The sequence below is a fragment of the Tropicibacter alexandrii genome (assembly GCF_003667315.2).
GTDB lineage: Bacteria > Pseudomonadota > Alphaproteobacteria > Rhodobacterales > Rhodobacteraceae > Tropicibacter > Tropicibacter alexandrii.
In genome coordinates this window covers 25986-51132 of record NZ_RCTZ02000003.1, presented here as the reverse complement: position 1 = coordinate 51132, position 25147 = coordinate 25986, and the positions used below count along the sequence as shown (strand labels likewise).

27 protein-coding genes are annotated in these 25147 nt (G+C 63.8%); 7 read left to right on the top strand and 20 right to left on the bottom strand.

The annotated features are described in order from the left end of the window. Positions 1-66: 66 nt before the first annotated feature. From D8Z78_RS04595 to D8Z78_RS04585, 3 genes are all read left to right on the top strand, one after another. Positions 67-1455, top strand: coding sequence for an aminotransferase family protein (locus D8Z78_RS04595; protein WP_121631382.1), 1389 nt, complete (start codon positions 67-69; stop codon positions 1453-1455). Beyond that, complete coding sequence (locus tag D8Z78_RS04590) at positions 1452-2138, top strand: GNAT family N-acetyltransferase (protein WP_121631383.1); 687 nt, start codon at positions 1452-1454, stop codon at positions 2136-2138. The genes D8Z78_RS04595 and D8Z78_RS04590 overlap by 4 nt, the downstream gene beginning before the upstream one ends. Before the next feature lie 129 nt (positions 2139-2267). Continuing rightward, complete coding sequence (locus D8Z78_RS04585) at positions 2268-3446, top strand: calcium-binding protein (protein ID WP_121631384.1); 1179 nt, start codon at positions 2268-2270, stop codon at positions 3444-3446. 131 nt (positions 3447-3577) lie between these two features. Here the strand turns inward: D8Z78_RS04585 and D8Z78_RS04580 are convergent, their stop codons facing one another. Beyond that, complete coding sequence (locus D8Z78_RS04580; RefSeq protein ID WP_121631385.1) at positions 3578-3868, bottom strand: HU family DNA-binding protein; 291 nt, start codon at positions 3866-3868, stop codon at positions 3578-3580. Positions 3869-4045: 177 nt separating this feature from the next. Beyond that, on the bottom strand, positions 4046-5530 hold the full coding sequence (locus D8Z78_RS04575; RefSeq protein ID WP_121631436.1) for an AMP nucleosidase: 1485 nt from the start codon (positions 5528-5530) through the stop codon (positions 4046-4048). Positions 5531-5661: 131 nt separating this feature from the next. Here D8Z78_RS04575 and D8Z78_RS04570 point away from each other — a divergent pair, with 131 nt between their 5' ends. Beyond that, on the top strand, positions 5662-6417 hold the full coding sequence (locus D8Z78_RS04570) for a class II aldolase and adducin N-terminal domain-containing protein (protein WP_121631386.1): 756 nt from the start codon (positions 5662-5664) through the stop codon (positions 6415-6417). 12 nt (positions 6418-6429) lie between these two features. Here the strand turns inward: D8Z78_RS04570 and D8Z78_RS04565 are convergent, their stop codons facing one another. The 7 genes from D8Z78_RS04565 to paaA form a co-directional block, all read right to left on the bottom strand. Beyond that, entirely contained in the window at positions 6430-7050 is a 621-nt protein-coding gene (locus tag D8Z78_RS04565) for a class I SAM-dependent DNA methyltransferase (RefSeq protein WP_121631387.1), read from the bottom strand. A 71-nt stretch (positions 7051-7121) separates the two neighbouring features. Beyond that, positions 7122-7586, bottom strand: coding sequence for a transglycosylase SLT domain-containing protein (locus D8Z78_RS04560; RefSeq protein WP_206169633.1), 465 nt, complete (start codon positions 7584-7586; stop codon positions 7122-7124). 93 nt (positions 7587-7679) lie between these two features. Further along, entirely contained in the window at positions 7680-8723 is a 1044-nt protein-coding gene (locus D8Z78_RS04555; protein WP_121631388.1) for a 2Fe-2S iron-sulfur cluster-binding protein, read from the bottom strand. Positions 8724-8733: 10 nt separating this feature from the next. Then, positions 8734-9216 (bottom strand): 1,2-phenylacetyl-CoA epoxidase subunit PaaD, encoded by a 483-nt coding sequence (gene paaD / locus D8Z78_RS04550; protein WP_121631389.1) that lies wholly within the window; start codon positions 9214-9216, stop codon positions 8734-8736. Next, on the bottom strand, positions 9210-9938 hold the full coding sequence (gene paaC / locus D8Z78_RS04545) for a 1,2-phenylacetyl-CoA epoxidase subunit PaaC (RefSeq protein ID WP_121631390.1): 729 nt from the start codon (positions 9936-9938) through the stop codon (positions 9210-9212). The genes paaD and paaC overlap by 7 nt, the downstream gene beginning before the upstream one ends. Next, on the bottom strand, positions 9938-10225 hold the full coding sequence (gene paaB / locus D8Z78_RS04540; protein WP_121631391.1) for a 1,2-phenylacetyl-CoA epoxidase subunit PaaB: 288 nt from the start codon (positions 10223-10225) through the stop codon (positions 9938-9940). Before paaB ends, paaC begins: the two co-directional genes overlap by 1 nt. A gap of 144 nt (positions 10226-10369) precedes the next feature. Next, a complete protein-coding gene (paaA, locus tag D8Z78_RS04535) occupies positions 10370-11359 on the bottom strand; it encodes a 1,2-phenylacetyl-CoA epoxidase subunit PaaA (RefSeq protein WP_121631392.1) in 990 nt (329 codons plus the stop codon). Between the two features lie 110 nt (positions 11360-11469). On the opposite strand from paaA, the gene D8Z78_RS04530 reads away from it, so the two are divergent. Both D8Z78_RS04530 and D8Z78_RS04525 read left to right on the top strand, forming a co-directional pair. Beyond that, a complete protein-coding gene (locus D8Z78_RS04530; RefSeq protein WP_121631393.1) occupies positions 11470-12342 on the top strand; it encodes an SDR family oxidoreductase in 873 nt (290 codons plus the stop codon). Further along, on the top strand, positions 12326-12934 hold the full coding sequence (locus D8Z78_RS04525) for an exopolysaccharide biosynthesis protein (protein ID WP_121631394.1): 609 nt from the start codon (positions 12326-12328) through the stop codon (positions 12932-12934). Before D8Z78_RS04530 ends, D8Z78_RS04525 begins: the two co-directional genes overlap by 17 nt. 28 nt (positions 12935-12962) lie before the next feature. Here D8Z78_RS04525 and dxs read toward each other — a convergent pair whose 3' ends face one another. The 6 genes from dxs to D8Z78_RS04495 are packed head-to-tail and all read right to left on the bottom strand — an operon-like array spanning position 12963 to position 18179. Beyond that, on the bottom strand, positions 12963-14888 hold the full coding sequence (gene dxs, locus D8Z78_RS04520; RefSeq protein ID WP_121631395.1) for a 1-deoxy-D-xylulose-5-phosphate synthase: 1926 nt from the start codon (positions 14886-14888) through the stop codon (positions 12963-12965). A 16-nt stretch (positions 14889-14904) separates the two neighbouring features. Further along, the gene (locus tag D8Z78_RS04515; RefSeq protein ID WP_121631396.1) at positions 14905-15777 is read right to left on the bottom strand and encodes a polyprenyl synthetase family protein; all 873 of its coding nucleotides are present in this window, start codon (positions 15775-15777) and stop codon (positions 14905-14907) included. Continuing rightward, positions 15777-16019, bottom strand: coding sequence for an exodeoxyribonuclease VII small subunit (locus D8Z78_RS04510; protein ID WP_121631397.1), 243 nt, complete (start codon positions 16017-16019; stop codon positions 15777-15779). The genes D8Z78_RS04515 and D8Z78_RS04510 overlap by 1 nt, the downstream gene beginning before the upstream one ends. Beyond that, positions 16016-16936: a histone deacetylase family protein gene (locus D8Z78_RS04505; RefSeq protein WP_121631398.1), complete on the bottom strand. Its 921-nt coding sequence runs from the start codon at positions 16934-16936 to the stop codon at positions 16016-16018. The genes D8Z78_RS04510 and D8Z78_RS04505 overlap by 4 nt, the downstream gene beginning before the upstream one ends. A gap of 41 nt (positions 16937-16977) precedes the next feature. After that, positions 16978-17679 (bottom strand): response regulator, encoded by a 702-nt coding sequence (locus D8Z78_RS04500; RefSeq protein ID WP_121631399.1) that lies wholly within the window; start codon positions 17677-17679, stop codon positions 16978-16980. After that, a complete protein-coding gene (locus D8Z78_RS04495) occupies positions 17676-18179 on the bottom strand; it encodes a MarR family winged helix-turn-helix transcriptional regulator (RefSeq protein ID WP_121631400.1) in 504 nt (167 codons plus the stop codon). Before D8Z78_RS04495 ends, D8Z78_RS04500 begins: the two co-directional genes overlap by 4 nt. A 157-nt stretch (positions 18180-18336) precedes the next feature. On the opposite strand from D8Z78_RS04495, the gene D8Z78_RS04490 reads away from it, so the two are divergent. Next, a complete protein-coding gene (locus tag D8Z78_RS04490) occupies positions 18337-19209 on the top strand; it encodes a branched-chain amino acid aminotransferase (RefSeq protein WP_121631401.1) in 873 nt (290 codons plus the stop codon). A 46-nt stretch (positions 19210-19255) separates the two neighbouring features. Here the strand turns inward: D8Z78_RS04490 and D8Z78_RS04485 are convergent, their stop codons facing one another. The 5 genes from D8Z78_RS04485 to D8Z78_RS04465 form a co-directional block, all read right to left on the bottom strand. Next, complete coding sequence (locus D8Z78_RS04485; protein WP_121631402.1) at positions 19256-20503, bottom strand: PAS domain-containing protein; 1248 nt, start codon at positions 20501-20503, stop codon at positions 19256-19258. Positions 20504-20529: 26 nt separating this feature from the next. After that, complete coding sequence (locus D8Z78_RS04480) at positions 20530-21777, bottom strand: PAS domain-containing protein (RefSeq protein WP_121631403.1); 1248 nt, start codon at positions 21775-21777, stop codon at positions 20530-20532. Between the two features lie 117 nt (positions 21778-21894). Further along, positions 21895-23121 (bottom strand): ABC transporter permease, encoded by a 1227-nt coding sequence (locus tag D8Z78_RS04475; RefSeq protein ID WP_121631404.1) that lies wholly within the window; start codon positions 23119-23121, stop codon positions 21895-21897. A gap of 5 nt (positions 23122-23126) precedes the next feature. After that, on the bottom strand, positions 23127-24815 hold the full coding sequence (locus tag D8Z78_RS04470) for an ABC transporter permease (protein ID WP_121631405.1): 1689 nt from the start codon (positions 24813-24815) through the stop codon (positions 23127-23129). Continuing rightward, positions 24816-25103 carry a DUF1330 domain-containing protein gene (locus D8Z78_RS04465; RefSeq protein ID WP_121631406.1) on the bottom strand — a complete coding sequence of 96 codons (288 nt, stop codon included), beginning with the start codon at positions 25101-25103 and terminating at the stop codon, positions 24816-24818. Positions 25104-25147 lie beyond the last annotated feature (44 nt).

Sequence of the window (25147 nt, the reverse complement as noted above, 5' to 3'; positions counted from 1 at the left end):
CCGCTGCTCGAAATTCCGGCGCATGTGCTACTATCATCGCATCCGACCTATTGCAGGAGCAAAGCCATGGACGGCACCTATAGCCAAAACGATCTGACCCGCGTGGTCGAGGCCGATAAGGCTCATGTCTGGCACCACCTGATCCAGCACAAGCAGTTCGAGTCCAAGGACCCGAACATCATCATCGAAGGCAAGGGTATGCGCGTCTGGAATCAGGCGGGCAAGGAGCATCTCGATGCCGTGTCCGGCGGCGTCTGGACGGTCAACGTGGGCTATGGCCGCGAGCGCATCGCCAAGGCGGTCTATGACCAACTGGTGCGCCTGCCCTATTTCGCAGGGTCCGCCGGGTCTGTCCCCGGTGCGCTGTTCTCGGAAAAGCTGATTTCCAAGATGCCGGGCATGTCCCGCGTCTACTACACGAATTCCGGCTCCGAGGCGAACGAGAAGGCCTTCAAGATGGTCCGCCAGATCGCGCATAAGCGCTATGGCGGCAAGAAGCACAAGATCCTGTTCCGCGACCGCGACTATCACGGCACCACCATCGGCTGCCTCTCGGCGGGCGGGCAGGAGCAGCGCAACGCGCAGTATGGCCCCTTTGCCCCCGGTTTCGTCGCCGTGCCGCATTGCCTTGAATACCGCTCGGGCGATCAGGGCGCGCCGGTCGAGAACTACGGCGAATGGGCCGCCGACCAGATCGAACGGGTCATCCTGCGCGAAGGCCCCGACACCGTGGGCGCGCTGTGTCTGGAACCCGTCACCGCCGGTGGCGGCGTGATCGTGCCGCCTGCGGGCTACTGGCAGCGCGTGCAGGAGATCTGCCGCAAATACGACATCCTGCTGCATATCGACGAGGTCGTCTGCGGCGTCGGTCGTACCGGCACGTGGTTCGGCTACCAGCATTACGGCGTCGAGCCGGATTTCGTCACGATGGCCAAGGGCGTCGCCTCGGGCTATGCGGCGATTGCCTGCTGCGTCACGAACGAGCGCGTCTTTGACCTGTTCAAGGACGATGCGGAGGACCCGCTGAACTATTTCCGCGACATCTCCACCTTTGGCGGTTGCACCGCTGGCCCCGCCGCCGCGCTGGAAAACATGGCCATCATCGAAGAAGAGGGCCTGCTCGACAACACCACCGCCATGGGCGACTACATGCTCGACCAACTGGGCGCGCTGCAGGACAAGCACGCGGTCATCGGTCAGGTGCGCGGCAAGGGTCTGTTCCTTGGGGCCGAACTGGTCAGCGACCGGGAAACCCGTCAGCCGATGGACGAAAAGCGCGCGCAGGCCGTGACCGCCGACTGCATGGCGCAGGGCGTCATCATCGGCGTCACCAACCGCTCGGTCCCCGGCTACAACAACACGCTGTGCTTCAGCCCGGCGCTGATCGCCACCAAGGACGACATCGATCAGATCATCTCGGCGGTCGACGGGGCCCTGACCCGCGTCTTTGGATGAGCCACCGTTTGAATGAGCACGGGCAACCCATCGGGTTGCCCGTCGATCTGCCCCTGCCCCGCCCGATCCCGGATCACCGGGTTCTGACCGGAGCGCATGTCACGCTGGTGCCGCTGTCGCCGGACCATGCCCCGGGCTTTTTCAGTGCGTTCACCGACCCGGCGGGCTGGACCTATCTGGGCGAGGAAACGCCCTATCGCGACCTCGCCGATGCGCAGGCCCGTACCGCGCGCCACGCACAAAGCCGCGACCCGCTGTTCTACACGCTGATGGTGAAGGGTCAGCCACTTGGCTTCCTGTCGCTGCTGCGGATCAATCCGCAGGCGGCAAGCATCGAGGTCGGCTTCATCCACTATTCCCCCGCCCTGCAAGGCACCCGCGCCGCAACGGAGGCGCAATATCTGCTGATGCGCCATGTGTTCGACGATCTGAGCTACCGGCGGTACGAATGGAAATGCGACGCCCTGAACGCCCCCTCGCGCCGCGCTGCGGAACGGCTGGGCTTCCAATACGAAGGCACGTTCCGACAGGCGCTGGTCTACAAGGGTCGCAACCGTGACACGGCATGGTATTCCATCCTCGATAGCGAATGGCCTGACTTGAAGTCCCGCTTCGAACGCTGGCTTGCGGATGGCAATTTCACCGGAACCGGCAAGCAAATTAGTCGCTTGATCGATTTTTAGGCAAAACTGGGTGATCTTCAGCCACACCCTTCAATCGACGGGGTGGTTCATGCCAGCCTTTTCTCATTGGATTAAGAGAAAGGTTGAACCGCTATGCCGACTTTTAACATTCCCCAAGATTTCAATAACTTGCAAGCCGCACTCGACTCTGCCCTACCCGGCGACGTGGTCATCACCGATTCGTCCGACCTGACGAATGAAAGCTATTACGTTTTTACCGACCAATTGACCGTCGACGGTAATCTGGCCCCCGGAGACCTCTTCAGGGTCGACACGTTCATCTTGGGCAGCGACGTAGCCGAGTTCACCTTGACCGGAGATGGCATTACCCGTGTCGTTGACAATCCGGGCAATACCACGCTTGCATTCGGCGACGGCAGGACCTTCGTCGAGCAGGCTGCCGGACAGAACACCATCGATTTCGGCGGCGGCGACGACCAGTTTCACGGCACCACCCGGTCGATGAGCCTGATAGACATGGGCGACGGCGACGACCGGTATACCGCCGTCGGCGGACACGATACAGTCCAAGGCGGTGCGGGCAGCGACACGCTCGATTTCGTCCGCGCGCAATCTGGCGTGTCCATTTCCTTGGTCGACGCAGGTCCGCAAGCCTTGGGATCCGGAACACTCGTAGCAAGTGGTTTCGAGAACATCCGCGACAGCCGCTTTGACGACGTCTTCATCGGCTCGGGGCAGGATAACAGCTTCGAACTATCCGGTGGATCGGACACGGTGATCGCGCTTGGCGGAGACGACACTCTATCGGCACAGATTGCATCGGGCGACCGCGTCACCTTTCTGGCCGGGGCAGGCGACGACCTCATCCGGGCCGAAGGCGACGGCGACCTGCGCGTCCTGGGCGGGGCCGGGAATGACACGATCTCCAGCTTTGCAGACGCCGATACCCTGATCGGCGGCGCCGGTCGCGACATCATAGAATTCGGGGCTGGTCGCGACGTGATCTTCGGTGCCGATGTGGACGGTCTCGGCGATGGCGAACGGGACGTGTTCGTCTGGCAATCGCTTGAGACCGGCAGCGACCGATCGGTCATCCGCGATTTTGAACAGGGCACGGACCTGATCTCGCTCGACCTACAGGCACCCAGGGGGGGCACGGTCGGCAATCAGGGGCACTATGACTTCATCGGGTCGGCCGCGTTCTCCGGAACGGCAGCCGAAGTCCGGGCCAGCACGGTTGGCGCCTGGACCTTGGTGCAGATCGACCAGGACGGCGATGGCACGGCAGATGGCGAATTGCTACTGGATGGATCGATCACCCCGACAGCGGACGACTTTCTGCTGTAATCCGGGCGCAACAGCCCAAGGGATGGTGGGCGGGGCGTCTTCGAGGCGTAGCCGAGAACAGCGTCCGCCCCATCCCAAGAAACAAAAAGGGCCGCGAAACGCGACCCTTTCAGTCAAATCCATCGAAGGGATCAGCCGTTCACGCTGTCCTTCAGCGCCTTGGCGATGGTCATCTTGACCTGCTTGTCGGCTTCCTTCTTGAACTGCTCGCCGGTGGCGGGGTTGCGCACCATGCGCTCGGGGCGCTCTTTGCAGTAGATCTTGCCGACGCCCGGCAGGGTCACGGCACCACCACCCGACACTTCGGAGGTGATGATCTCGATCAGCCCGTCCAGAGCCGCATTCGCGGTCTTCTTGTCCGCGTCCATCTTTTCGGCCAGCGCTGCGACCAGCTGAGTCTTCGTCATCGGTTTATTCGCCATTTCATGGTCTCCTTTGCGAGCGCCACACATCTAATTTCGTGGCGCGCCTTCACTGCCCGGTCTGTTGGGCCCCTGAGCGCGGATAAAACAGCATCTAGACAGGGAACACAATAATTCGTGGGCCGAAACCCCAACGAAACAGGCATTTTGTGGCCCATTCAGGCCGGTTTCGCGACGTCACAGGAACGCGGTTTCCTCGAAACTGCGCAACTTCCGGCTGTGGATACGCTCCAGCGGCATCTCCCGCAAGGCCTCCATGGCGCGAATCCCGATCATCAGGTGCCGGGCGACCTGCGTCTTGTAGAAATCCGAGGCCATCCCGGGCAATTTCAGTTCGCCATGCAGCGGCTTGTCGCTGACGCACAAGAGCGTTCCGTATGGCACCCGAAAGCGAAACCCGTTCGCCGCGATCGTCGCCGATTCCATGTCCAGCGCGATGGCCCGCGACTGCGACAGGCGCTGCACCGGGCCGGTCATCTCGCGCAGTTCCCAGTTGCGATTGTCGACGCTGGCCACCGTGCCCGTCCGCATCACCCGTTTCAGGTCATAGCCCTTGAGCTGGGTTTCCAGCGCCACCGCCTCTTCCAGCGCGATCTGGATTTCCGCCAGCGCCGGGATCGGCACCCAGACCGGCAGGTCGTCATCCAGCACCTTGTCCTCGCGCAGATAGGCATGGGCCAGCACGAAATCCCCCAGAGACTGGGAATTGCGCAGGCCCGCGCAATGCCCGACCATCAGCCAGGCATGCGGGCGCAACACGGCGATATGGTCGGTCGCGGTCTTGGCGTTGGACGGCCCCACGCCGATATTGACCAGCGTGATGCCGCCCCCGCCCTCGCGCTTGAGGTGGTAGGTCGGCATCTGCGGCATGCGCTCGGGATGCGGGATGGGCGTCGTCGCATCGGTGATCTCGACATTCCCGGTGCTGACGAAGCCGGTATAGCCGCTCTCGGGATCGGCCAGTTGCGCGCGGGCATAGGCCTCGAATTCCGAGACATAGAACTGGTAGTTGGTGAACAGGACGTGGTTCTGGAAATGCTCCGGATCGGTCGCCGTATAATGCGCCAGACGGGCAAGGCTGTAATCCACGCGCTGCGCGGTGAAGGGCGCCAGCGGGCGTTCGCCCAAAGGCCCGGCCTCGGCCACGCCATTGACGATGTCGTCATTGGTGCTGTCCAGATCCGGCACGTCAAACACATCGCGCAGGGTAAAGCTGCCCGCGCCCTCTTGCGGGACGGTGATATGCGGGTAATTCGCCACGGCGAAATGCACCGGCATCGGCGTATCCGAAAGCCCGATCTGCACCTTGACCTGATGGTTGTGCAGCAACAGCCCAAGCTGCTGTTCGAGGTAGGAACGGAACATCTTCGGCCGCGTCACCGTCGTCGCATAGATCCCCGGCGCGGTCACATGGCCAAAGCTCAACCGGCTGTCGGTCTTGGAATAGCTGGTCGTCGCCAGCCGGATTTCCGGGTAATAAGCGCGGTAGCGCACGCCGGGATGGCCGCTCTCCATGGCCGCCAGAAAGGTATCGCGCAGGAACTCCGCCGCTGCATCGTAGAGCTCGCACAGCCGCGCCACGGCGGCCTTCGGGTCATCGTACAACTCCGCCCCCGGCACCCGCGGCGAGACGACTTCCAACTGACCTGCCTGATCCTGCATGAACATACCCTTTCTTTTCTTGTTATTGCGCCAGCCTGCCAGCCTTCTGTAACCGGTTCAAGACGTCCCTCGCGTCGCTTGACAGTCAGGCCCGCAGCCGTCCCAATGGCCGCAACGAAAAGGAGGCCACAATGACCGCACCTCAAACCCGTGCCAACCTCGATTTCTGGCAGGAACGCGTCGACCTCGCCGCGGCGTTTCGCTGGACCGTTCGCCTGAACATGCACGAAGCCGTCGCCAACCATTTTTCGCTGGCGATCAATGACGACGGGACGAAGTTCCTGATGAACCCCAACCAGATGCATTTTTCCCGGATCAAGGCGTCGGACCTGATCGTGGTGGATGCCAACGACCCCGAGACGCTGAACCGCCCCGGCGCGCCCGACCCGACCGCATGGGGGCTGCATGGCGGGCTGCACCGGGCCTGCGCCCATGCGCGCTGTGCCATGCATGTGCATTCGCCCTATGCCACGGTGCTGGCCAGCCTCAAGGACAAGCGCCTGCCCCCGATCGACCAGAACGCCGCGATGTTCTTCAACCGCGTGGCGATCGACGACAATTACGGCGGGCTGGCCTTCGAGGAAGAAGGCGCGCGCTGCGCCGAATTGCTCCAGGACCCCAAGGTCAAGACCCTGATCATGGGCAATCACGGCGTCATGGTGATCGGCGACACCGTGGCCGAGACCTTCAACCGGATGTTCTATTTCGAACGCGCGGCGCAGAATTACATCATGGCGCTGCAAACCGGCCAGCCGCTGGACGTGCTGCCCGATGATGTGGCCGAAAAGACCGCGCATGAAATCGAGACCTATCCCGAACAGGACATCCGCCACCTCGCGGAACTTCAGGCGATCCTTGACGAAGAGGGCTCGAATTACGCGACCTGATGCCGGGCGGGATCAGGCGCCCTTGCGGAACGTGGTGACGCGGCTCAGGTCCCCGGCATGCGGGCCGGTCGCTGCGTCGCCGTAGATGCGCTGCTCTCGCACCGTCAGGTCCGTGATCTGCGCGCCCAGCGCGTCAAATGCCGAATCATAGCCCTGCGCCACCCAATGTTCCGCATTGATCGACAGGGCGATGACCGCGCCCGGGGCCACGACGCGCAGCACCTCGCCCAGCGCCTCCGGCCCCACATGTCCATGCGTGAAGGTCCCGGAACTGACGATGCCGCCATAGGTGGCGTCCTCGACAGGCAGGGTTTCAAGCATGTTGCCAGTGAACAGGCGCCGATAGGCGCCCTTTTCCGCGGCCACGTCCAGCATCTCCTGCGACAGGTCGCAGGCATCGACCGCGTCGAAGCCCAGCGCCTTCAGCGCGACGCCGCACAGCCCCGTGCCTGCCCCGAGGTCCAGCACCGGCCCGTGACCACCCGCCGCGCGAAACGCCTCGGCCACACGCAAGGGCAGGACATAGTCCATACCTTCGGCAAAATCCTGATCATAGCTCTGCGCCCAATCGCGATAGAGCCTGAGATTGTCGTCGGGGGTTTCAAGCCCGTAGGCGCTGTCCAAATCCGTCATGGATCAACAGTAGCACCCGCGCCGAGGGGTGCAATTCAAAGTAGGATGGGTTAAACCCATCCTACCCGATCTCACCCCGGACGCAGCCCGGTCTCGACCAGCAGACCTTGCCGCTTGGCCTCGTAGTAATAGCCCTTGGCATACCACATGATCGCCGCGTCCTCGTTCCCCTTGGCGACCAAATAGGCCCCGCGCAGATACTTGAGCGCGTATTTCGCGTTGGTATCCGCATCCAGAAGATCCTCGTTCCGACCGGAAAAGCCCATCGTCCGCGCCGTGGCAGGCAGGATCTGGAACAAGCCCCAATAGGGCCCATTCCGCGCCCAAGGGCGATGCGTGCTTTCGCGAATGGCCAGACGGTGTACCAATCGGCGCGGCAATTCATAGTGATCCGCCCACTTGTTCAGGATCGCCCGCAATTCCGGCGTCTCGTTCGGGTAAAGCGGCGGATCGATCCGCACCGGTTCCGGCTCCGGCTGGGCCGTACAGGCCGCCACCGCAAGGCAGGACAGGATCATCGAACGACGTGTCAACATGGGGCCATCTCCGGCAAACTGCCGTTCCAATGCCCCATCGCCCCGCCAAAGGGGAGTCCCGCCAGCATCGCTCGGCAAAACCCCGCCCAGTGGTCAGCTTTCGTCGAAATCCAGCACAAGGCTGTCCGACACCGGGCGCGCCTGACACGCAAGGATGAAACCCGCCTCCAGTTCCCACGGCTCCAGCGAGTAATTCACCGCCATCTCTGCCGCGCCCCCGGCCACCTTGCAGCGGCAGGTGCAGCACATGCCGCCCTTGCAGCTATAGGGCAGTTCCAGCCCGGCCCGCGCCGCCGCATCGACGACGTTGTCATCCTGCGCCTCGAAGGCAAAGCTGCGCCGTGCGCCGTCCAGAACGACCTCGACCTGCACCCCGGCCTCGGCGGCTTTCTCCGCCGCAGCCGAGCGCGCCGGACGCGGGCCATCCTCGGTATAGAAGCGCTCGAAATGCACGCGCTCGGGCGGAACGAGCCCCTCCAACGCCTGCGCCACATCCTCGATCATCTCGCCCGGACCACACAGAAAGACCCCCTCGGCCCCGGCCAGATCGATCGCACCGGCCTTGGCCAATTCCAGCAGCTTCGCGCCCGAGACCCGCCCGTTCAGCAGGTCCACATCCTGCGGCTCTCGCGACAGCACATGGATCAGGGTGAAGCGCTCCAGATACCGGTCCTTCAACTGCTCCAACGCCTCGCGGAACATGATAGAGCCGGAATTGCGGTTGCCATAGACCAGCGTCACCTCGGCCCCCGCCGCCAGCCGCTCGGCGGCAATCGCCACCATCGGCGTCACGCCGGACCCGGCGGCGACCAGCACCACGCGGCCCTCGCCCTTGCAGGTAAAGCGCCCCTCGGGCGGCATGACCTGAATCGCGTCCCCGACCTTCAGCGACTGCGCAAAGGTCGAAAACACCCCGCCTTCGACGCGCTTGATGCCTACGGTCAGGCCGCGCCCCGGCGCGGTCGCGATGGAATAGGACCGGCGCAGATCCGCGCCATCCACATCGGCCCGCAAGGTCAGGTACTGCCCCGGCGCAAAGGCAAACGCCTCGCGCGCGGTCTCCGGCACGTCAAAGGACACGGCCACGGCGCCATCGCCTTCGGGCCGGACTTCGGAAATGGTCAACTGGTGGAACATGCGCCCCTCCTCAGATGCATTTGAAATAGTCGAACGGCTCCGCGCAGGCCTTGCACTGGTAGTGCGCCTTGCACGCGGTCGAGCCGAACTCGCTGATCTTCATGGTGTTTTCGCTGCCGCAACGCGGGCAGCAGACGGTCGGACTGTCGAACAGGGCCGCCTTGCCCGCGCCCGCGACCGGCGGGGCGATCCCGTAGGCGCGCAGCTTCTCGCGCCCCGCGTCGGTGATCCAGTCGGTCGTCCATGCGGGCGACAAGACCCGCTCGATCCGCGCCTCGAAGCCCGCCTCCAGCAGCGCCGTCTCGATCGCCAACTCGATCGCCAAGGTCGCCGGGCAGCCCGAATAGGTCGGCGTCACACCGGCCACGGCCACGCCACCCTCCATCCGGACCCAGCGCAGGATGCCCAGTTCGGCCACGCTGACGCAGGGCACCTCCGGGTCGGGGACCGAGGCCGCCGCCTCCCAGGCGCGGGTATCGTCCAAGACTACCATGTCGCGCCGATATGCGCCCGGTGCAGCGACTGCATCTCGGCCAGCAAGTGGCCCAGCCCCTCACCATGCTCACCGCGCCGCCCGCCGGACAGCGCAATCGCGCCCTCGGGCATGTCCAACCCGGCCTCGGCAAAGATGCGCCCCACGGTGTCCTCCCAAACAGGCCGCATCGCCGCCCGCGCGGGCAAGACCCCCTCGGCGGCACCCTCCTCAAACAACTCGCCGGTATACAGGTGCAGCGCATCGACCGCTTCGCGCATCCGCCGCGCGCTCTCCTCGGTGCCGTCACCCAGCCGGATCACCCATTCGCCCGCATGGCGGATGTGATAGGCCATCTCCTTGATCGCCTTGCCCGCGACGCCGCGCACCACCTCATCCTCGTGGTCCAGACAGGCCTGCCAATAGGGCTCCATGAAGGCGGCAAAATACAGTTGCCGCAGCATGGTGTGGGCGAAATCCTCATTGGGGCGTTCGACCAGCAGCAGGTTGCGATACTCCCGCTCGCCGCGCGTATAGGCCAGCGCATCCTCGTCGCGCCCGGCCCCTTCCAGCTTGCCCGCATGGTCATACAGCGTCCGTGCCGTGCCGATCAGGTCCAGCGCCATGTTCGGCATGGCGAGGTCTTCCTCCAGCATCGGCGCATGGCCGCACCATTCCGACAGCCGGTGCCCCAAGACCAGATGATCGTCCGCCAGTTCCAGAATTGCGTCGAAAAGGGCCATCACATATGCCCCACTTCCTCGGGAATCTCGTAGAAGGTCGGGTGGCGATACACCTTTCCCGCCGTCGGCTCGAAATTCTCCGCCGCCTGATCCGGGTCCGACGCCACGATATCCGCCGACCGGACCACCCAGATCGAGGTCCCCTCACCCCGCCGCGTATAGACATCGCGCGCCGCCTGCACGGCCAGCACCTCGTCGGCGGCGTGGATCGAGCCCACATGCTTGTGCGACAACCCGTTGCGGGGCCGAATGAAAACTTCCCAAAGCGGCGTCTCGGCCATGTTCATTCCTCCAAAAGTCTCGAAAGGGCCCTGCTTCTTCTGGCCCGAAATACCGCGGGGGTTTGGGGGGCAGAGCCCCCATCGCGCCGCAGGCGCGCAACGCGGGCGCAGCCCGCGCGGGTCGGCCCGGGCGCAGCCCGGGGCGAAACCCTATTCCGCGGCCATCGTCTGCTTGCGCGCCCGACGCTTCTCCGCATGGGCCAAGGCCGCCTCGCGCACCCAAGCGCCGTCGTCCCAAGCCTTACGCCGCGCCTTGATCCGGTCGCGCGCCATCGGGCCATGGCCTTTCACCACGCGCCAGAACTCGTCCCAGTCGATCGGCCCGTGGTCATAGCCACCCTTCTCCTCGTTCCATGTCAGGTCCGGGTCGGGGATCGTCAGGCCTAGATACTCCGCCTGCGGCACGGTCGCGTCGATGAATTTCTGCCGCAGCTCGTCATTGGAGAAGCGCTTGATCTTCCACGCCATGTTCTGATCCGAATGCTGGCTGTCGCTGTCATGCGGTCCGAACATCATGATCGACGGCCACCACCAGCGGTTCAGGGCATCCTGAACCATCTCGCGCTGCGCGTCTGTCCCGCGCGCCAAGGTCATGACGATCTCATAGCCCTGCCGCTGGTGGAACGACTCCTCCTTGCAAACCCGGATCATCGCGCGGGCATACGGCCCAAAGGAACAGCGGCACAGCGGGATCTGGTTCATGATCGCCGCGCCATCGACAAGCCAGCCGATGATGCCGATATCGGCCCAGGACAGCGTGGGATAGTTGAAGATCGAGGAATACTTGGCCTTGCCCGACAGCAATTCCTCGGTCATCTGCTCGCGCGAGACACCCAGCGTCTCGGCGGCGGAATAGAGGTAAAGCCCGTGCCCGCCCTCGTCCTGCACCTTGGCCAGCAGCGCGGCCTTGCGGCGCAGGGACGGCGCGCGGGTGATCCAGTTGCCCTCGGGCAGCATACCGACGATCTCGGAATGGGCGTGCTGACCGATCTGGCGCACCAGCGTGCGGCGATAGCCTTCTGGCATCGCGTCATTCGGCTCGATCTTTTCCTCGGCATCGATACGCGCCTGAAAACGCTCCAGAAACTCTGGCGTTTCCTCGGTCCGGCTGTCCGCGCCGATCAGTCCTTGGGAATACATGCGTCTTCTCCTCCGTGAACCTGCACCGGCAGTATATGTTACGAAAGGCATACAGAAAAGAACTTTTTGTAACGCTTGCCTTTCACGAGGCGCAGCGCCACCTATAGCGCATGGAAAACACGCTGTTATCTCTGGGACATGGCTATTGCGCGCAGGCGCTGGCCCGCCGCCTGTTGCCGCAAGGCTGGACCGTTCTGGGCACCACACGCGATCCGGCGAAGGCCGAATCGCTGCGCGCGCAAGGGGTCACGCCGGTGCTATGGCAGCCCGAGGCCGTGACCGAGGCCCTCGCGGATGCCAGCCATGTGCTGGTCTCGGCCGGTCCGCAGGACGGCGACCCCTCGCTGGCGCTGGTGGGCGATGCCATCTCCGCCCGTGCGCCGGAGCTGACATGGGCGGGCTACCTCTCGACCACCGGCGTTTACGGCGACCACCAAGGCGGCTGGGTCGATGAGACCACCCCCCTCGCCCCGTCGACGAAGCGCGGCAAGGCCCGCGCCGAGGCCGAGGCCCAGTGGCAGGCGATCACCGATCTGCCGCTGCACATCTTTCGCCTTGCCGGGATCTACGGCCCCGGCCGCGGCCCCTTTTCCAAGCTTCGCAACGGGACGGCGCGGCGCATCATCAAGGGCGGCCAAGTGTTTTCGCGCATCCATGTGGAGGACATCGCGCAGGCGTTGGAGGCCTCGATCAAGGCCCCCCGCCCCGGTGCGATCTACAACCTGTGCGACGACGACCCCGCGCCGCCGCAAGACGTGATCGCATATGGCGCCCGGTTGCTGGGCCTGCCCGTACCGCCCGCGATCCCCTTTGAGGAGGCCGATTTCACGCCGATGGCCCGCAGCTTCTACGCCGAAAGCAAGCGCGTCTCGAATGCGCGGATCAAGCGTGAACTGGGCCTGACCCTGACCTACCCGGATTACCGCAGCGGCCTTGCCGCGCTGCTGGCGCAGGAGCAAGCCGCAGATGACGACCGAGCCTGAGGACAGGCCCTCGCCCGGTTCGTTGACCGAACTGCTCGACGCCCTGCGCCCGCATGAGAGTCAGGACCAGATGTCCGTCCACGACATGGTCGAACGGGTCGGCGGGCGCTCCTTTCCGGCGGTGATCCTTGTCCCGGCCGTGTTGCTGGTGTCGCCGCTATCCGGCATCCCCAGCGTGCCCACCTTGGGTGGGCTGCTGATCACCCTGATCGCGGCGCAGGCGCTGTTCGGGCGCAAACACCTGTGGCTTCCGGGCTTTCTGATGCGCCGCTCGGTGTCGAGTCGGCGGATGAGCAAGGCGCTTGATTGGCTGGCAAGGCCATCCTCCTGGATGGATCGGTTTTCGCGCCCGAGATGGCGGCCGCTCAGTTCCAAAGCCGCGCAACCGCTGACCTATTTGAGCGTGATCGTACTGGCGATCGGTTGGCCCGTGCTGGAGCTCTTGCCGTTTGTCACGTCATTCGGCGCGGGGGCCGTGTCGATGATGATGTTCGGGCTGATGACCCGCGACGGGGCGTACCTGCTGGCCGGCTATCTGCAAGGCGCGGCGATCTACCTGATCCTGCTGACGATTTGGTCGGGGCTGATCTAAAGTAGGATGGGTGATCACCCATCCTACCTCAGGCGCGCTTGTCCAGAACACCCACACCCAGCACATCAAGCACTTTGGCCTCGATATGCTCGGCATTCATCGCCGCCGTGTCGTACATGTCCTTGGGCGAAGACTGGTCGATGAAGATATCCGGTAGCACCATCGACCGATACTTCAACCCGTGGTCAAACACGCCTTCCTCGGCCAGCAACTGCGCCACATGCGAGCCAAAGCCCCCGACGGCCCCTTCTTCGACAGTGATCAGCGCATCGTGACCGGCGGCCAGCTTCAGGATCAAGTCCCGGTCCAGCGGCTTGGCAAAGCGCGCATCCGCCACAGTCGGCGTGATGCCACGCGCGCCAAGCGCCTCGGACGCCTTCATCACCTCGCCCAGACGGGTGCCGAAGGAGAGGATCGCGACGCGGCTGCCCTCTTGGATCATCCGGCCCTTGCCGATCTCCAGCGGGATGCCGCGGGCGGGCATCTCGACGCCCTCGCCCTCGCCGCGCGGGTAGCGGAAGGCAATCGGCCCCGCGTCATGCGCGACAGCCGTCGCCACCATGTGTTTCAGTTCCGCCTCATCGGCGGCTGCCATCACCACGAACCCGGGCAGGTTCGCCAGATAGGCCACGTCGAACGACCCGGCATGGGTCGCGCCATCGGCCCCGACCAAGCCCGCGCGGTCGATGGCAAAGCGCACCGGCAGGCGCTGGATCGCCACATCATGCACGACCTGATCATAGCCGCGTTGCAGGAAGGTCGAATACATTGCGCAAAACGGTTTCAGCCCGCCCGCGGCCAGACCGGCGCAGAAGGTCACGCCATGCTGCTCGGCAATGCCCACGTCGAAACAGCGCGAGGGATACCGTTCGGCAAAGAGGTCCAGCCCCGTGCCGTCGGGCATCGCCGCCGTCACCGCGCAGACCATGGGATCGTCGGCGGCCTCCGCCATCAGCGCATCGGCAAAGACCCGGGTATAGGACGGCGCGTTCGACGGCGCCTTCTTCTGCTTGCCGGTGACCACGTCGAACTTTGCCCGCGCGTGGCCCTTGTCGGGGGCGTGTTCGGCATGGCTGTAGCCCTTGCCCTTTTTCGTCAGGGCGTGGATCAGGATCGGCCCGGTCGCGCGCTGGCGCACGGTGCGCAGGATCGGCAGCAATTGTCCCAGATCATGCCCGTCGATGGGACCGAGATAGCTGAAGCCCAACTCCTCGAACAAGGTGCCGCCCACGGTCATGCCCTTGAGCATCTCCTTCGCGCGCTTGGCGCCCTCGCGGAAGGGTTCGGGCAGCATCGACACCGCGCCCTTGGCGGCAGCCTTGAAATCCTGAAAGGGCGCCTCGGCATAAAGCCGCGACAGGTAGGAGGACAGCGCGCCGGTGGGCGGCGCGATGCTCATCTCGTTGTCGTTCAGGATGACGATCAGGCGCTTTTTCAGATGGCCCGCATTGTTCAAGGCCTCGAAGGCCATGCCCGCGCTCATCGCGCCATCACCGATCACCGCGATCGCATCGCCATGGCCGGTGTCGCAATTGCCGCCCAGATCGCGCGCCACGGCAAAGCCCAGCGCCGCGCTGATCGAGGTGCTGGAATGCGCCGCGCCGAACGGGTCATAGGGCGACTCGGACCGCTTCGTGAAGCCCGACAGACCGTCCTTCTGGCGCAGGGTCCGCATGCGGTCGCGCCGCCCGGTTAGGATTTTGTGCGGATAGCACTGGTGGCTGACGTCCCAGATGATCTTGTCACGCGGGGTGTCAAAGACGCTGTGCAAGGCCACGGTAAGTTCAACCACCCCCAGCCCGGCGCCCAGATGCCCGCCGGTCTCGGACACGGCTGATATCGTCTCTGCGCGCAATTCATCCGCCAGACGCAGAAGCTCGGCATCGGAGAAATGCTTCAGGTCGGCCGGGCTGTTCACCCGGTCCAAAAGCGGCGTTGCGGGCCTGTCGGACATGTCGGTCCTTTCGAAATTAGCTGTCGCGCGAGATAACGAAACGGGCGCAGTCCCGCAAGCCATCAGCCTTGTCACCGTATACATCTAGGGCTGTGCAGGCTTCGTGCACGAGATGTGCAGCGCGTCGTTTTGCCTCTTCGAGGCCCAGCAGGCTGACAAAAGTCGCCTTGCCGCGGCCCGCATCCTTGCCCACGGCCTTGCCGACGGTGGCGGCATCCCCCTCGACATCCAGCACATCGTCCCAGATCTGAAAGGCCAGCCCCACCGCATCGGCATAGGCCGTCAGGGGCGCGATATCCGCCTGCGCCAGCCGCGCGCCCGCCTGCGCGGACCACGTGATCAGCGCACCCGTCTTGCCCGCCTGCAACGCGGTGATCTGGTCGAGCGTCAGCGGGCCGTCGGCGGCTTCGGCAGCCATGTCCAGCGCCTGCCCCAGCACCATCCCGCGCGCGCCAGCGGCGCGGGCAAGGCTCAGCGCAAGATCGGCGCGCACGCCTGCCTGCGGATGTCCCGAGGGGTCAAGGCACAGTTCGAAGCCCAGCGTTTGCAGGGCATCACCTGCCAGAACGGCTGTCGCCTCGTCCCATTTCCGGTGGAGGGTGGGCAGACCCCGGCGCAGGTCGTCATCATCCATGCATGGCAAGTCGTCATGGACCAGCGAATAGGCGTGAATGGCCTCGATCGCCGTGGCTGGCCATATTGCATGCACAGGGTCGACATCATGTATACGCGCGCTTTCGAGCACGAGATAAGCCCGCAGCCGCTTGCCACCCGAGGCGGCATAGCCCATGGCCTCGACGACCGGCAGCGGATTGTATGCATCAAGTATACGTTGAAAATGCGCCTCGACGGCCCGCGCGGCAGCCGCCAGCCCGTCGGGAAACTGCATCAGAGCCCCTCGACCGGCTTCGTGCCCGTCGGGTTGCCCTCGGCGTCCAGCGTGATCGCGTGAACCTTTTCCTCGGCCTCTTTCAGCTTGGCCTCGCAACGCTTGCGCAACTCGGCCCCGCGTTCGTACAGCTTGATCGACTCCTCCAGCGCCACATCGCCGCGCTCCAGCGCGCCGACGACGCGTTCCAGCTCGGCCATGGCCTGTTCAAAGCTCATCTCGTCAACCGGTGTCTCGCTCATGCGCTGGCCTCCATCAATGTCTCGACATGCGCCTTTGCGCTGGCGCTGAGCGCGGACAAATCATAGCCGCCCTCCAAAGTCGAGACCACCTTGCCCCCGCAGATATCCGCCGCGACATCGCACAGCCCGCGCGTCACCCAGACGAAATCCTCAACCTGCCAGTTCAGCTGCGCCAGAGGGTCATCCGCATGGGCGTCGAACCCGGCCGAGATCACGATCAGCTCTGGCCTGAAGGCCCGCAGCCGGTCGAACGCCGCGCTCCACGCCGCGCGCATCTCGGCCCCGCCCGAGTCGGGCGGCAAGGGCATGTTGACCACGTTGTCATGGGCGCCGCGCTCCTCCGCGCTGCCCGTTCCGGGCCAGAGCGGCATCTGGTGGCTGCCTATGAACAGCGCGCGCGCCTCGTCCCACAGCAGGTCCTGCGTGCCATTGCCATGATGCACGTCGAAATCGACGACGGCCACACGGTCCAGCCCACGCTCCAGCGCGTGTTTCGCCGCCAAAGCCGCCGTGCCGAACAGGCAAAAGCCCATCGGGGTCTCGCGCTCGGCATGGTGGCCCGGCGGGCGCGTCGCGCAAAAGGCATTGCCGACCGCGCCATCCAGCACCAGATCGACGGCCAACGCCGCCCCGCCCGCCGCGCGCCTTGCCGCCCGGACCGAGCCCGGTGACATCCACGTATCGGCGTCCAGCTGATGGATGCCCTCGGCGGGTTCTGCCGCGACGATCCGGTCGATATAGCGCTGCGGATGGCAAAGCCGCAGCAGGTCATCCCCGGCTTCGGGCGCGCTTTCGCGCTTCAAATCCAGCCCGGCCAGCGCATGCAAGACATGTTCCAGACGCGCGACCCGTTCCGGGTGGCCCTCGGGCGTGCGGTGCTCCAACCCGTCGGCATGTGTGATCAATGCGGTTGTCATGGCTCCCCCTTCCGATTTTCCCTGAAAAATCGTGGCTGTGTTCAATCCGGTGCCAGCATGTATCCGGCACCGCGCACCGTCTGAAGATAGCGTGGCTGTTTCGGGTCCGCCTCCAGCTTGCGGCGCAGGCGGGTGATCTGCACATCGACGGCGCGCTCCTGCGCCTGCCCCTTGTCGCGCCCCAACTCCTCGACCAATTCCGTGCGGCTGAGTGCCACGCCCGGTCGGCTGGAGAAAATCCGCATCAGCTGCGCCTCGGTGGCCGTCAGGCGGATCATGTCCTCGCCCTGCCACATCTCGCCGCGCTCGATGTCATAGCGGATGTCGCCAAGGGTCAACAGCTTGGGTGCGCTTTCCTCCGGTTTGGTTTCCGGCATGCGGCGGAGGATGGCGTTGATCCGGAGCAGCAGTTCCTTTGGCTCGAACGGCTTGGCGAGGTAATCGTCCGCCCCCGCTTCCAGCCCCTTGATCCGGTCCTCGGTTTCGGCCCGGGCGGTCAGCAGCAGGATCGGCGTGGTCCGCGTCTCGCGGATGCCCGCGGTCAGGCTGACCCCGTCCTCGCCCGGCATCATCACGTCGAGCACGATCAGGTCAAAGTCGAGCCCCGCGAGAATACGCCGCGCATGCGCCGCATCCCGCGCGGCGCTGACCAGAAACCCGTTCCGGATCAGGAACTTCTGCAGAAGGCCCCGGATCCGCTCGTCGTCATCGACGATCAACAGATGCGCATCGGCATCGCTCATCCTCGTCCCTCCCTCAGTTTCTGATAGGCCCGGCGCATGTCCGGATCCATCATCGCCTCCAGTACCTTGCGGAAGCCTGCGACCGCCTCCGGCCCGGCCTGTCGATAGGCCGCGCGCATGCGGGCGCGTTGCGCATCCGACAGGTCGCGCTCCAGCGCAGCGCCGGCCTCGGTCAGATAGAGATGCCGTTCGCGCTTGTCGTTTCGCCCGACCCGGCTTTCGACCAGACCATCCTCGACCAATGTACGCAAGACACGGTTCAGAGATTGCTTGGTCACCCCCAGAATACTGAGCAAATTGTTGACCGTGGTGCCCGGCGCGCAATTGATGAAATGCAGCGCGCGATGGTGGGCGCGCCCATAGCTGAGCCCGGCAAGGATGCGGTCGGGATCGTCGGTGAACCCGCGATAGGCAAAGAACATGGCCTCGATTCCCTGCCGCAACTGCTCATCCGTGAGATATAGCAGCGTCTCGCCTTGCAAATTCTGGCTTTCGGCCATCGACCTCGTGCCCCTTGTCGCCTTTTTCGGCAGTTTAAGTCAGTCTTGTTGACATTCCAAGTGAGGATTGGTAGAGAATCTCAGTTTTGGCGCAACATTATGTCCGTTTCGGACCTGTCTGGCGCAACAAGTGAAAATCGCCCTGAGGAGAACTGCGATGGCTGATGGATCATATGACGACCGCGACGGCAAGATCTGGATGGATGGCCAACTGGTCGAATGGCGGTCGGCGCAGGTGCATGTCCTGACCCATGCGCTGCACTATGCCTCGTCCGTCTTCGAGGGCGAGCGCGCCTATAACGGCAAGATTTTCCTGTCGCGCGAGCATTCGGAGCGGCTGCATTTCTCTGCCGGTGAGCTGGGCTTCCAGATCCCCTACACCGTCGATGAAATCGAAGCGGCGAAGAAAGCCACGCTGGAGGCCAACGGCCTGACCGACGCCTATGTGCGCGCTGTCGCATGGCGCGGGGCCGGTCCCGATATGGGTGTCGCTTCGGCACGCAACCCGGTTCGCCTCGCCATCGCCGTTTGGGCTTGGGGCAACTATTATGGAGACGCCAAGTTCAAGGGCGCGAAGATCGACATCGCCAAGTGGAAGCGCCCCTCGCCCGAAACCATCCCCGTGCATGCCAAGGCCGCCGGCCTTTACATGATCTGCACCCATTCCAAGCACGAGGCCGAGGCCAAGGGCTGTTCGGATGCGCTGTTCATGGATTATCGCGGCTACGTCGCGGAATGCACCGGCGCCAACATCTTCTTCGTGAAGGATGGCGAGGTCCACACGCCCAAGCCCGATTGCTTCCTGAACGGGCTGACCCGTCAGACCGTCATCCGGATGCTGAAGGAAAAGGGCATCACCGTGCATGAACGCCACATTATGCCGGAAGAGCTGGAAGGGTTCGAACAGTGCTGGCTGACCGGCACCGCCGCCGAGGTGACCCCTGTCGGCCAGATCGGCGACTACACCTTCGAGGTCGGCGCGCTGACGCGCGACATCGCCGAAAGCTATGAAAAGCTGGTCCGCAGCTGATCCAAAAATGGGCGGGGATCAGCCCCGCCCGACATTTGCCGATGGCTCAGATCAGCGTGCGCAGCATCGCCGTATTTGACTGGATGACGGAGTTCAGCTCGACGATCCGGGCCAGACGCTTCTCGATATCCGTCTGACAGGTGTCGAGTTGTTCGACGATCCCCGCGAGGGCCGTCCCGCTATCCCCCAGAGCCGCGCTTTCGATCTTGCACATCATCCGCGTCGAACTGAGCCCGGTCACGTAACGCTTCATGTCCAGAACAGACCGCGCGAACCGCTTGGCCTCGGCTTCGACATGTTCCAGCGACTGGGTCATTTCCCGGCTGAACTGCTGGCCAAGCGCCTTGAGTTCGCGGCTTTCGCGGGCGATGTCGATACGTTCGGGATAGTCCCCGTCGGTATCCTCGAAGAGACGGTGCATTTCGCACTGCAGCGCTTCGGCAAAGCTCAGGAACTGGCCGCGCAGGATGGCATCGCGGATGCGGGCAAAGACGCAGTTGTCGCCATCGACAAAGGTATCGACCCAAGTCGACATTTCTTCAAGCATCTGGCTGTAGTTCACCGAAATCGCGCTGATGGGTCCCCCGGCATTTTCCAGCCGCGAGGCGATGATGCGCATGTTCATCGGGACGGTGCGGATCGACTTGAACGCCTCGGTCAGTTCCGAGGTTTCGACCTGCACCTGCATGATCGCCTGACCCATCTCGACGAAACGGCGTTGCAGGGTTTCGCCGGTCCTCCCCAGCGCCTTGTTGCGCGCTGCGTATTCGGTTGCAAGCGCGTGGCTCTGGAAGGTTTCGTAATTGGCAAAGCCTAAGTCGCGCACGCGCTCCAGCAGGATGCGGGCGCTGTCGGACGGGCTCAGCCTGTCGCGAGCCTCTGCCTCCAGCAGGTCCTTGTACAGCTCTTGCACCGTGTCGAAGATCGGCGTGCTCGGCTTCATCCGGGTCGAGATGAAACCACCCTCGATCGGCACCACAAGCGCGAAAACCCAGTAATAGCGCCCGGACTTGGCCCGGTTCTTGACATACGCGCCCGTTGCCCGACCGGCGAGGATATTGTCCCAGAGCAGCTGGAACACCCCCTTGGGCATGTCCGGGTGCCGGATGATCTTGTGCGGCGCGCCCAGCATCTCGTCCCAGTCGAAGCCGGCCACCCGCTGGAACACCGTGTTCCCCGCGGCGATGACCCCGCGCCGATCCGTGCGGGAATAGAAAAGTTCCGACAGCTGAAACGTGGCCTCGTTGGCCGACGCGCCTGTCGCAAGGCTGAAATTCGACGTCATGTCAGTCATTGCAGCCCCTCCTCATCGCACGCCCCTCACAGCAAGGTCCCCAGCATCGAGGAATTCGTCTGGATGACCGAATTCAGTTCCACCACTTTCGCAAGGCTGCGCTCGATGTCCTTTTGACACTGGTCCAGCTGCTCGACGATCCCGGCCAAGGACTTGCCCTCATGGGCGAGGGCCGCGCTTTCGATCTTGCACATCATCCGGGTCGAGCTGAGGCCGGTCACGTAGCGTTTCATATCGAGCACGGAGCGGCCAAGGCGGCGCATCTCGGTATCGACGAGCTTGAGCGAGTCCCGCGCGGCGGCTTGGTACCGCTCTGCCTCGCGCTCCAGCGTTCCCTTGTCTTCCAACAGGCGCGTGGCGTCTGCGATCCCTTCGAGATCCTGTGCGAACTGGGTCGACATCCGGCTTTGGACAGACGAGGCGCAGACAAGGAACTGCCCATTCATGATCGCCGCATGGATGCGCGCGTAGGTGCTGTCCGGGCCGTCGACGAATTTCTGAACCCAGGTCGACATCTCTTCGAGCATCTGGCTGTAGTTCACGGAGATGGCGCTGATCGGCCCCCCGGCATTTTCCAGCCGCGAGGCCAGAATGCGCATATTCATCGGCACCGTCCGGATCGAATGGATGACACCGACGAGCGAGTCGATCTCGGCATTCAATTCGCCAATCGTCTCATCCATCGCGAAAAAGCGCTTTTCGACTGGCGACAGCGCCTCGCCGGTCAGACGTTTCAGCGCCTTGACCTCGGCGGTCAGGGCATCCGCCATGAAGCTTTCATAGTCGCGATAGCCCATCTCGCCGATGCGCTTGAGCAGGAGTTCGGCGCTTTGCTCGGGCAACAGCCCCTTGGTCTTTTCCGCCTCGCGCAGGTCGGCATAAAGGGCCTGCACCTTGGCGAACAGGTCCGATGTCGGCTTGATCCGAACGGAAAGATACCCTTCCTCGATGGGCCATGTCAGGGCGAGAACCCAGTAATACCGCCCGTCCTTCGAGCGGTTCTTGACATAGGCCACCATGCGTTTGCCCGCCTGCAGACGTTGCCAGAACAGGCTGAACACACCCTTGGGCATGTCCGGGTGCCGCACCAGCTTGTGCGGAGCGCCCTTGAGTTCGCTCCAGCCATAGCCCGAAACACGGCGGAAGGTGCGGTTCCCCTCGATGATGACACCGCGCTTGTCGGTGCGCGAATAAAAGATCTCACCCGGTTCAAAGGGGACCTCGCCCGTCAGGCTACGCGCCTGCGCTACGAGGGAGTCGTCATGCTGGCTCATCCACCCACTCCTTGCATGATGCCGATGGGCCGAAGATGACGGAACACAGTTGTCAAAAAATGAAAAACCGGCAGCCATGACCGCCGGTTTTAAGTCGATTTTAAATCGATTGCCCTATCAGCCCGGGCTCATCCCGCGCAGGCGTTCGGACCGGCGCCGCAGGATTTCCACCGTCGTCAGCAGCGCGATGGAGATGCCGACAAGGATCGTCGCCGCCGCAAGGATCGTCGGGCTGATCTGTTCGCGCAGACCGGTGAACATCTGCCATGGCAGCGTCTGCAACTCGGCCGAGCCGACGAAGATCACGACGACCACCTCGTCGAAAGACGTGATGAAGGCGAACAGGCCACCCGAGATCACCCCCGGCAGGATCAGCGGCATCTGCACCTTGAAGAAGGTCGTCACCGGATCGGCCCCCATATTCGCCGCGGCGCGGGTCAGCGAGCGGTCAAAGCCCACCAGCGTTGCCGTCACGGTGATGATGACGAAGGGAATGCCCAGCACGGCATGCGCCAGAACGATGCCCACCCACGTCCCCGTCAGGGTAAACGGAAGCTCGATCTTGCCGAACGGCGTCGGGATGTAGGGGTTCGAGTAGAAGAAATACATCCCCGTGGCGGAAATGATCAGCGGCACGATCATCGGCGAGATCAGGATCGCCATGATGGCCCGCTTGCCCGGCACGTGGGATTGGCTCAGGCCGATGGCCGCCAAGGTCCCAAGGCTGACCGACACGATGGTCGCCGGGATCGCGATGGTGATCGAGTTCCAGACCGCGCTGGTCCATTCCGAATTGGTCAGGAAGTCCCGGTAATGCTTCAGGCTGTAGCCTTCGGGATCGAGCCGCAGCATTTCCGGCGTGAAGGTAAAGAAGTCCTCGGCGTTGAACGACAGCGGCATGACCACGATGATCGGCGTGATCAGAAAGACGAAGATCGCCCCGCACAGCACCCGGAACCCGTAATGCCACAGCACCTGCCCCGCGGTCAGGTAGGGCACCAGCGGCATGCGGTAGCGCCGGTAACCGATCCAATAGATCACCCAGCCAAAGAACCAGCCGAACAGCCCGCCGACGATCAGCCCCATGACACCGCCGGCAAGGAAGCCGCCGATCGCCATCAGCGCCGCGATCCCCCAGCGGGTCGGCTTTTCCTGCGCCTCGCCCATGATCCCGACACCGACAAAGGCCAGCGCGGCGGCGATGACGAAGCCAACCACGATCCCCAGCAGAGACGATCCAAAGACCGACGCCCCGACGAATATCCCGGCAAAGGCCCCGAAGGCCCCCACCACGGGCAGGGTAAAGCTTAGCGGCATTTTCTTTTTTGCAGTCAGAACAGCCATGTCTCTTACCCCAGCTTCACGTTGTCGATGCCGACGATCTTGTCATAGGCCCAGTAAAGGAGCAGCACGACCGCCAGCAGGATCGTCCCCAGCGCGGCCGCAAGGCCCCAGTTGAGCGAGGACGAGATGTGATAGGCGATCCGGTTCGAAATGAACGTGCCCGTGGTGCCGCCGACGATTTCCGGCGTGATGTAGTAGCCGATCGACAGGATGAACACGAGGATCGAACCCGCGCCGATGCCCGGAATGGATTGCGGGAAATAGACCCGACGGAAGGCGGTGAAGTTTGTCGCCCCCATCGACTTGGCCGCGCGCACATAGCTGGGCGGGATCGTCGCCATGACCGAATACATCGGCAGGATCATGAAGGGCAGCAGGATGTGGGTCATCGCCACGATCGTACCGAACTGGTTGTTGATCATGACCAATCGGTTCGCATCGTCCACAAGCCCGATCCAGACCAGCACGTCGTTGATGACACCCTGCTGTTGCAGCATCACCTTCCAAGCGCTCGTCCGCACCAGAAGCGACGTCCAGAAGGGCAGCAGCACGAGGATCATCAGCAGGTTGGCGGTGCGCGACGGCAGCGTCGCCAGCAGGTAGGCGATCGGATAGGCCAGCGCGATACAGCTGAAGGTGATGACCATCGACATGAACAGCGTGCGCTTGAACAGCAGGCCGTAGATGCGTTCGTCCTCGTCGCGCAGGGCCGGACCTTCGGGGGTCTTCTGCATGTCGACGGCGTTCAGGAAGTAACCCGAGGTGTAATTCGGCGAATAGGTCTTGATCGTCTGCCAAACCTCGATGTCCAGCCAGTCCTCGTCGATCTCCTCGAAGACGGCGCGGATATCGGCGGTCTCGAAATCGGGCGAAGCAACCAGGTCGGCCGCGGCCTGCAATTCCGCCGCGTGCGGGCCGGAATAGCCAGACACGTCACCGGCAGAGAGGTCTTCGTACAGAGCGGTATGGACCAGCGTCCAAGGCTCTTCGTCAATCAGGTTTTCCTCGTCTTCGACACGGGTGAAGCGCGCAAAGTCCTGATAGGCGGCAGAGGTGCGGGGCAGCAGGTCGGCCATGCCCTCGCGCAGTTCGAATTCGGGCAGCGGCTGCCCCTCCTGCCAGCCTTGCGCATCCGCAAGCCAGCTGTCCGACCCCATCAGTTCGGCCCAGAACAGGCCCTCGTCCCAGTTCTCGTTCAGGTCCTCGAACTGGTCCTGATAGACTTCGCCGATATCATCCAGCCCACGGCCAGATTTACGGAACAGCGAGGACACGCCGGTCAACTCATAATTGAGGCGCGTGCCCAGTCGGGTGTGCAGCTTGTATTCCGCCGCAAGGAAGATGTCCTCATATGCCGCGCGAAACACCGGGTCGCCGGGCAACTCTCCGGACGTGCCATCCCAGTCTTCCAGCACCACGACGGTGCGCGGCAGGGTCTCGGACACGATCTGGTTCTCGACCGAGCGGAACAGCATGTCGAGGATCGGCGCGATGAACGTCACAAGGACAAACAGCAGCAGCGGCGCGATCAGCATCAGCGCGCGGATCTTCTGACGGCGCAGGGCGCGCGCAAGGCTGCGTTTCAGCGGTGTGCCATCGGCGGCCAGCATCGGCCCCGTCTTTTCTGCGGCGGCGAGGCCCTTTTCGGGCGTCGGCCCTTCCATCTGGGCGGGGTCGTTGGATGCGTCGCTCATTTATGTCCCCTCGACAACCAGGATCACGCTGTCCGCGGTGCGGCGGCGGATCTCGGCGACTTCCTGATAATTCGGATCATTATAGGCGGCCAAGGCCGCGTCGTAGCTGGGAAACTCGATCACCACGTGACGTTGCAGGGTCTCGCCCTCCATCACCTGTGCCTGTCCCCCCCGGACGATGAACTTGCCCCCAAGGCCCAGAAGGATCGGCGTATCGCGATCGATATACTCCTGGTAGGCGTCCGGGTCGGTGACGGTGATATGTCCGATGATATAGCCCTTGGGCATGCCGTTTCCCTACGGTGAATCCGCGGCGGCCTGTCACTGACATC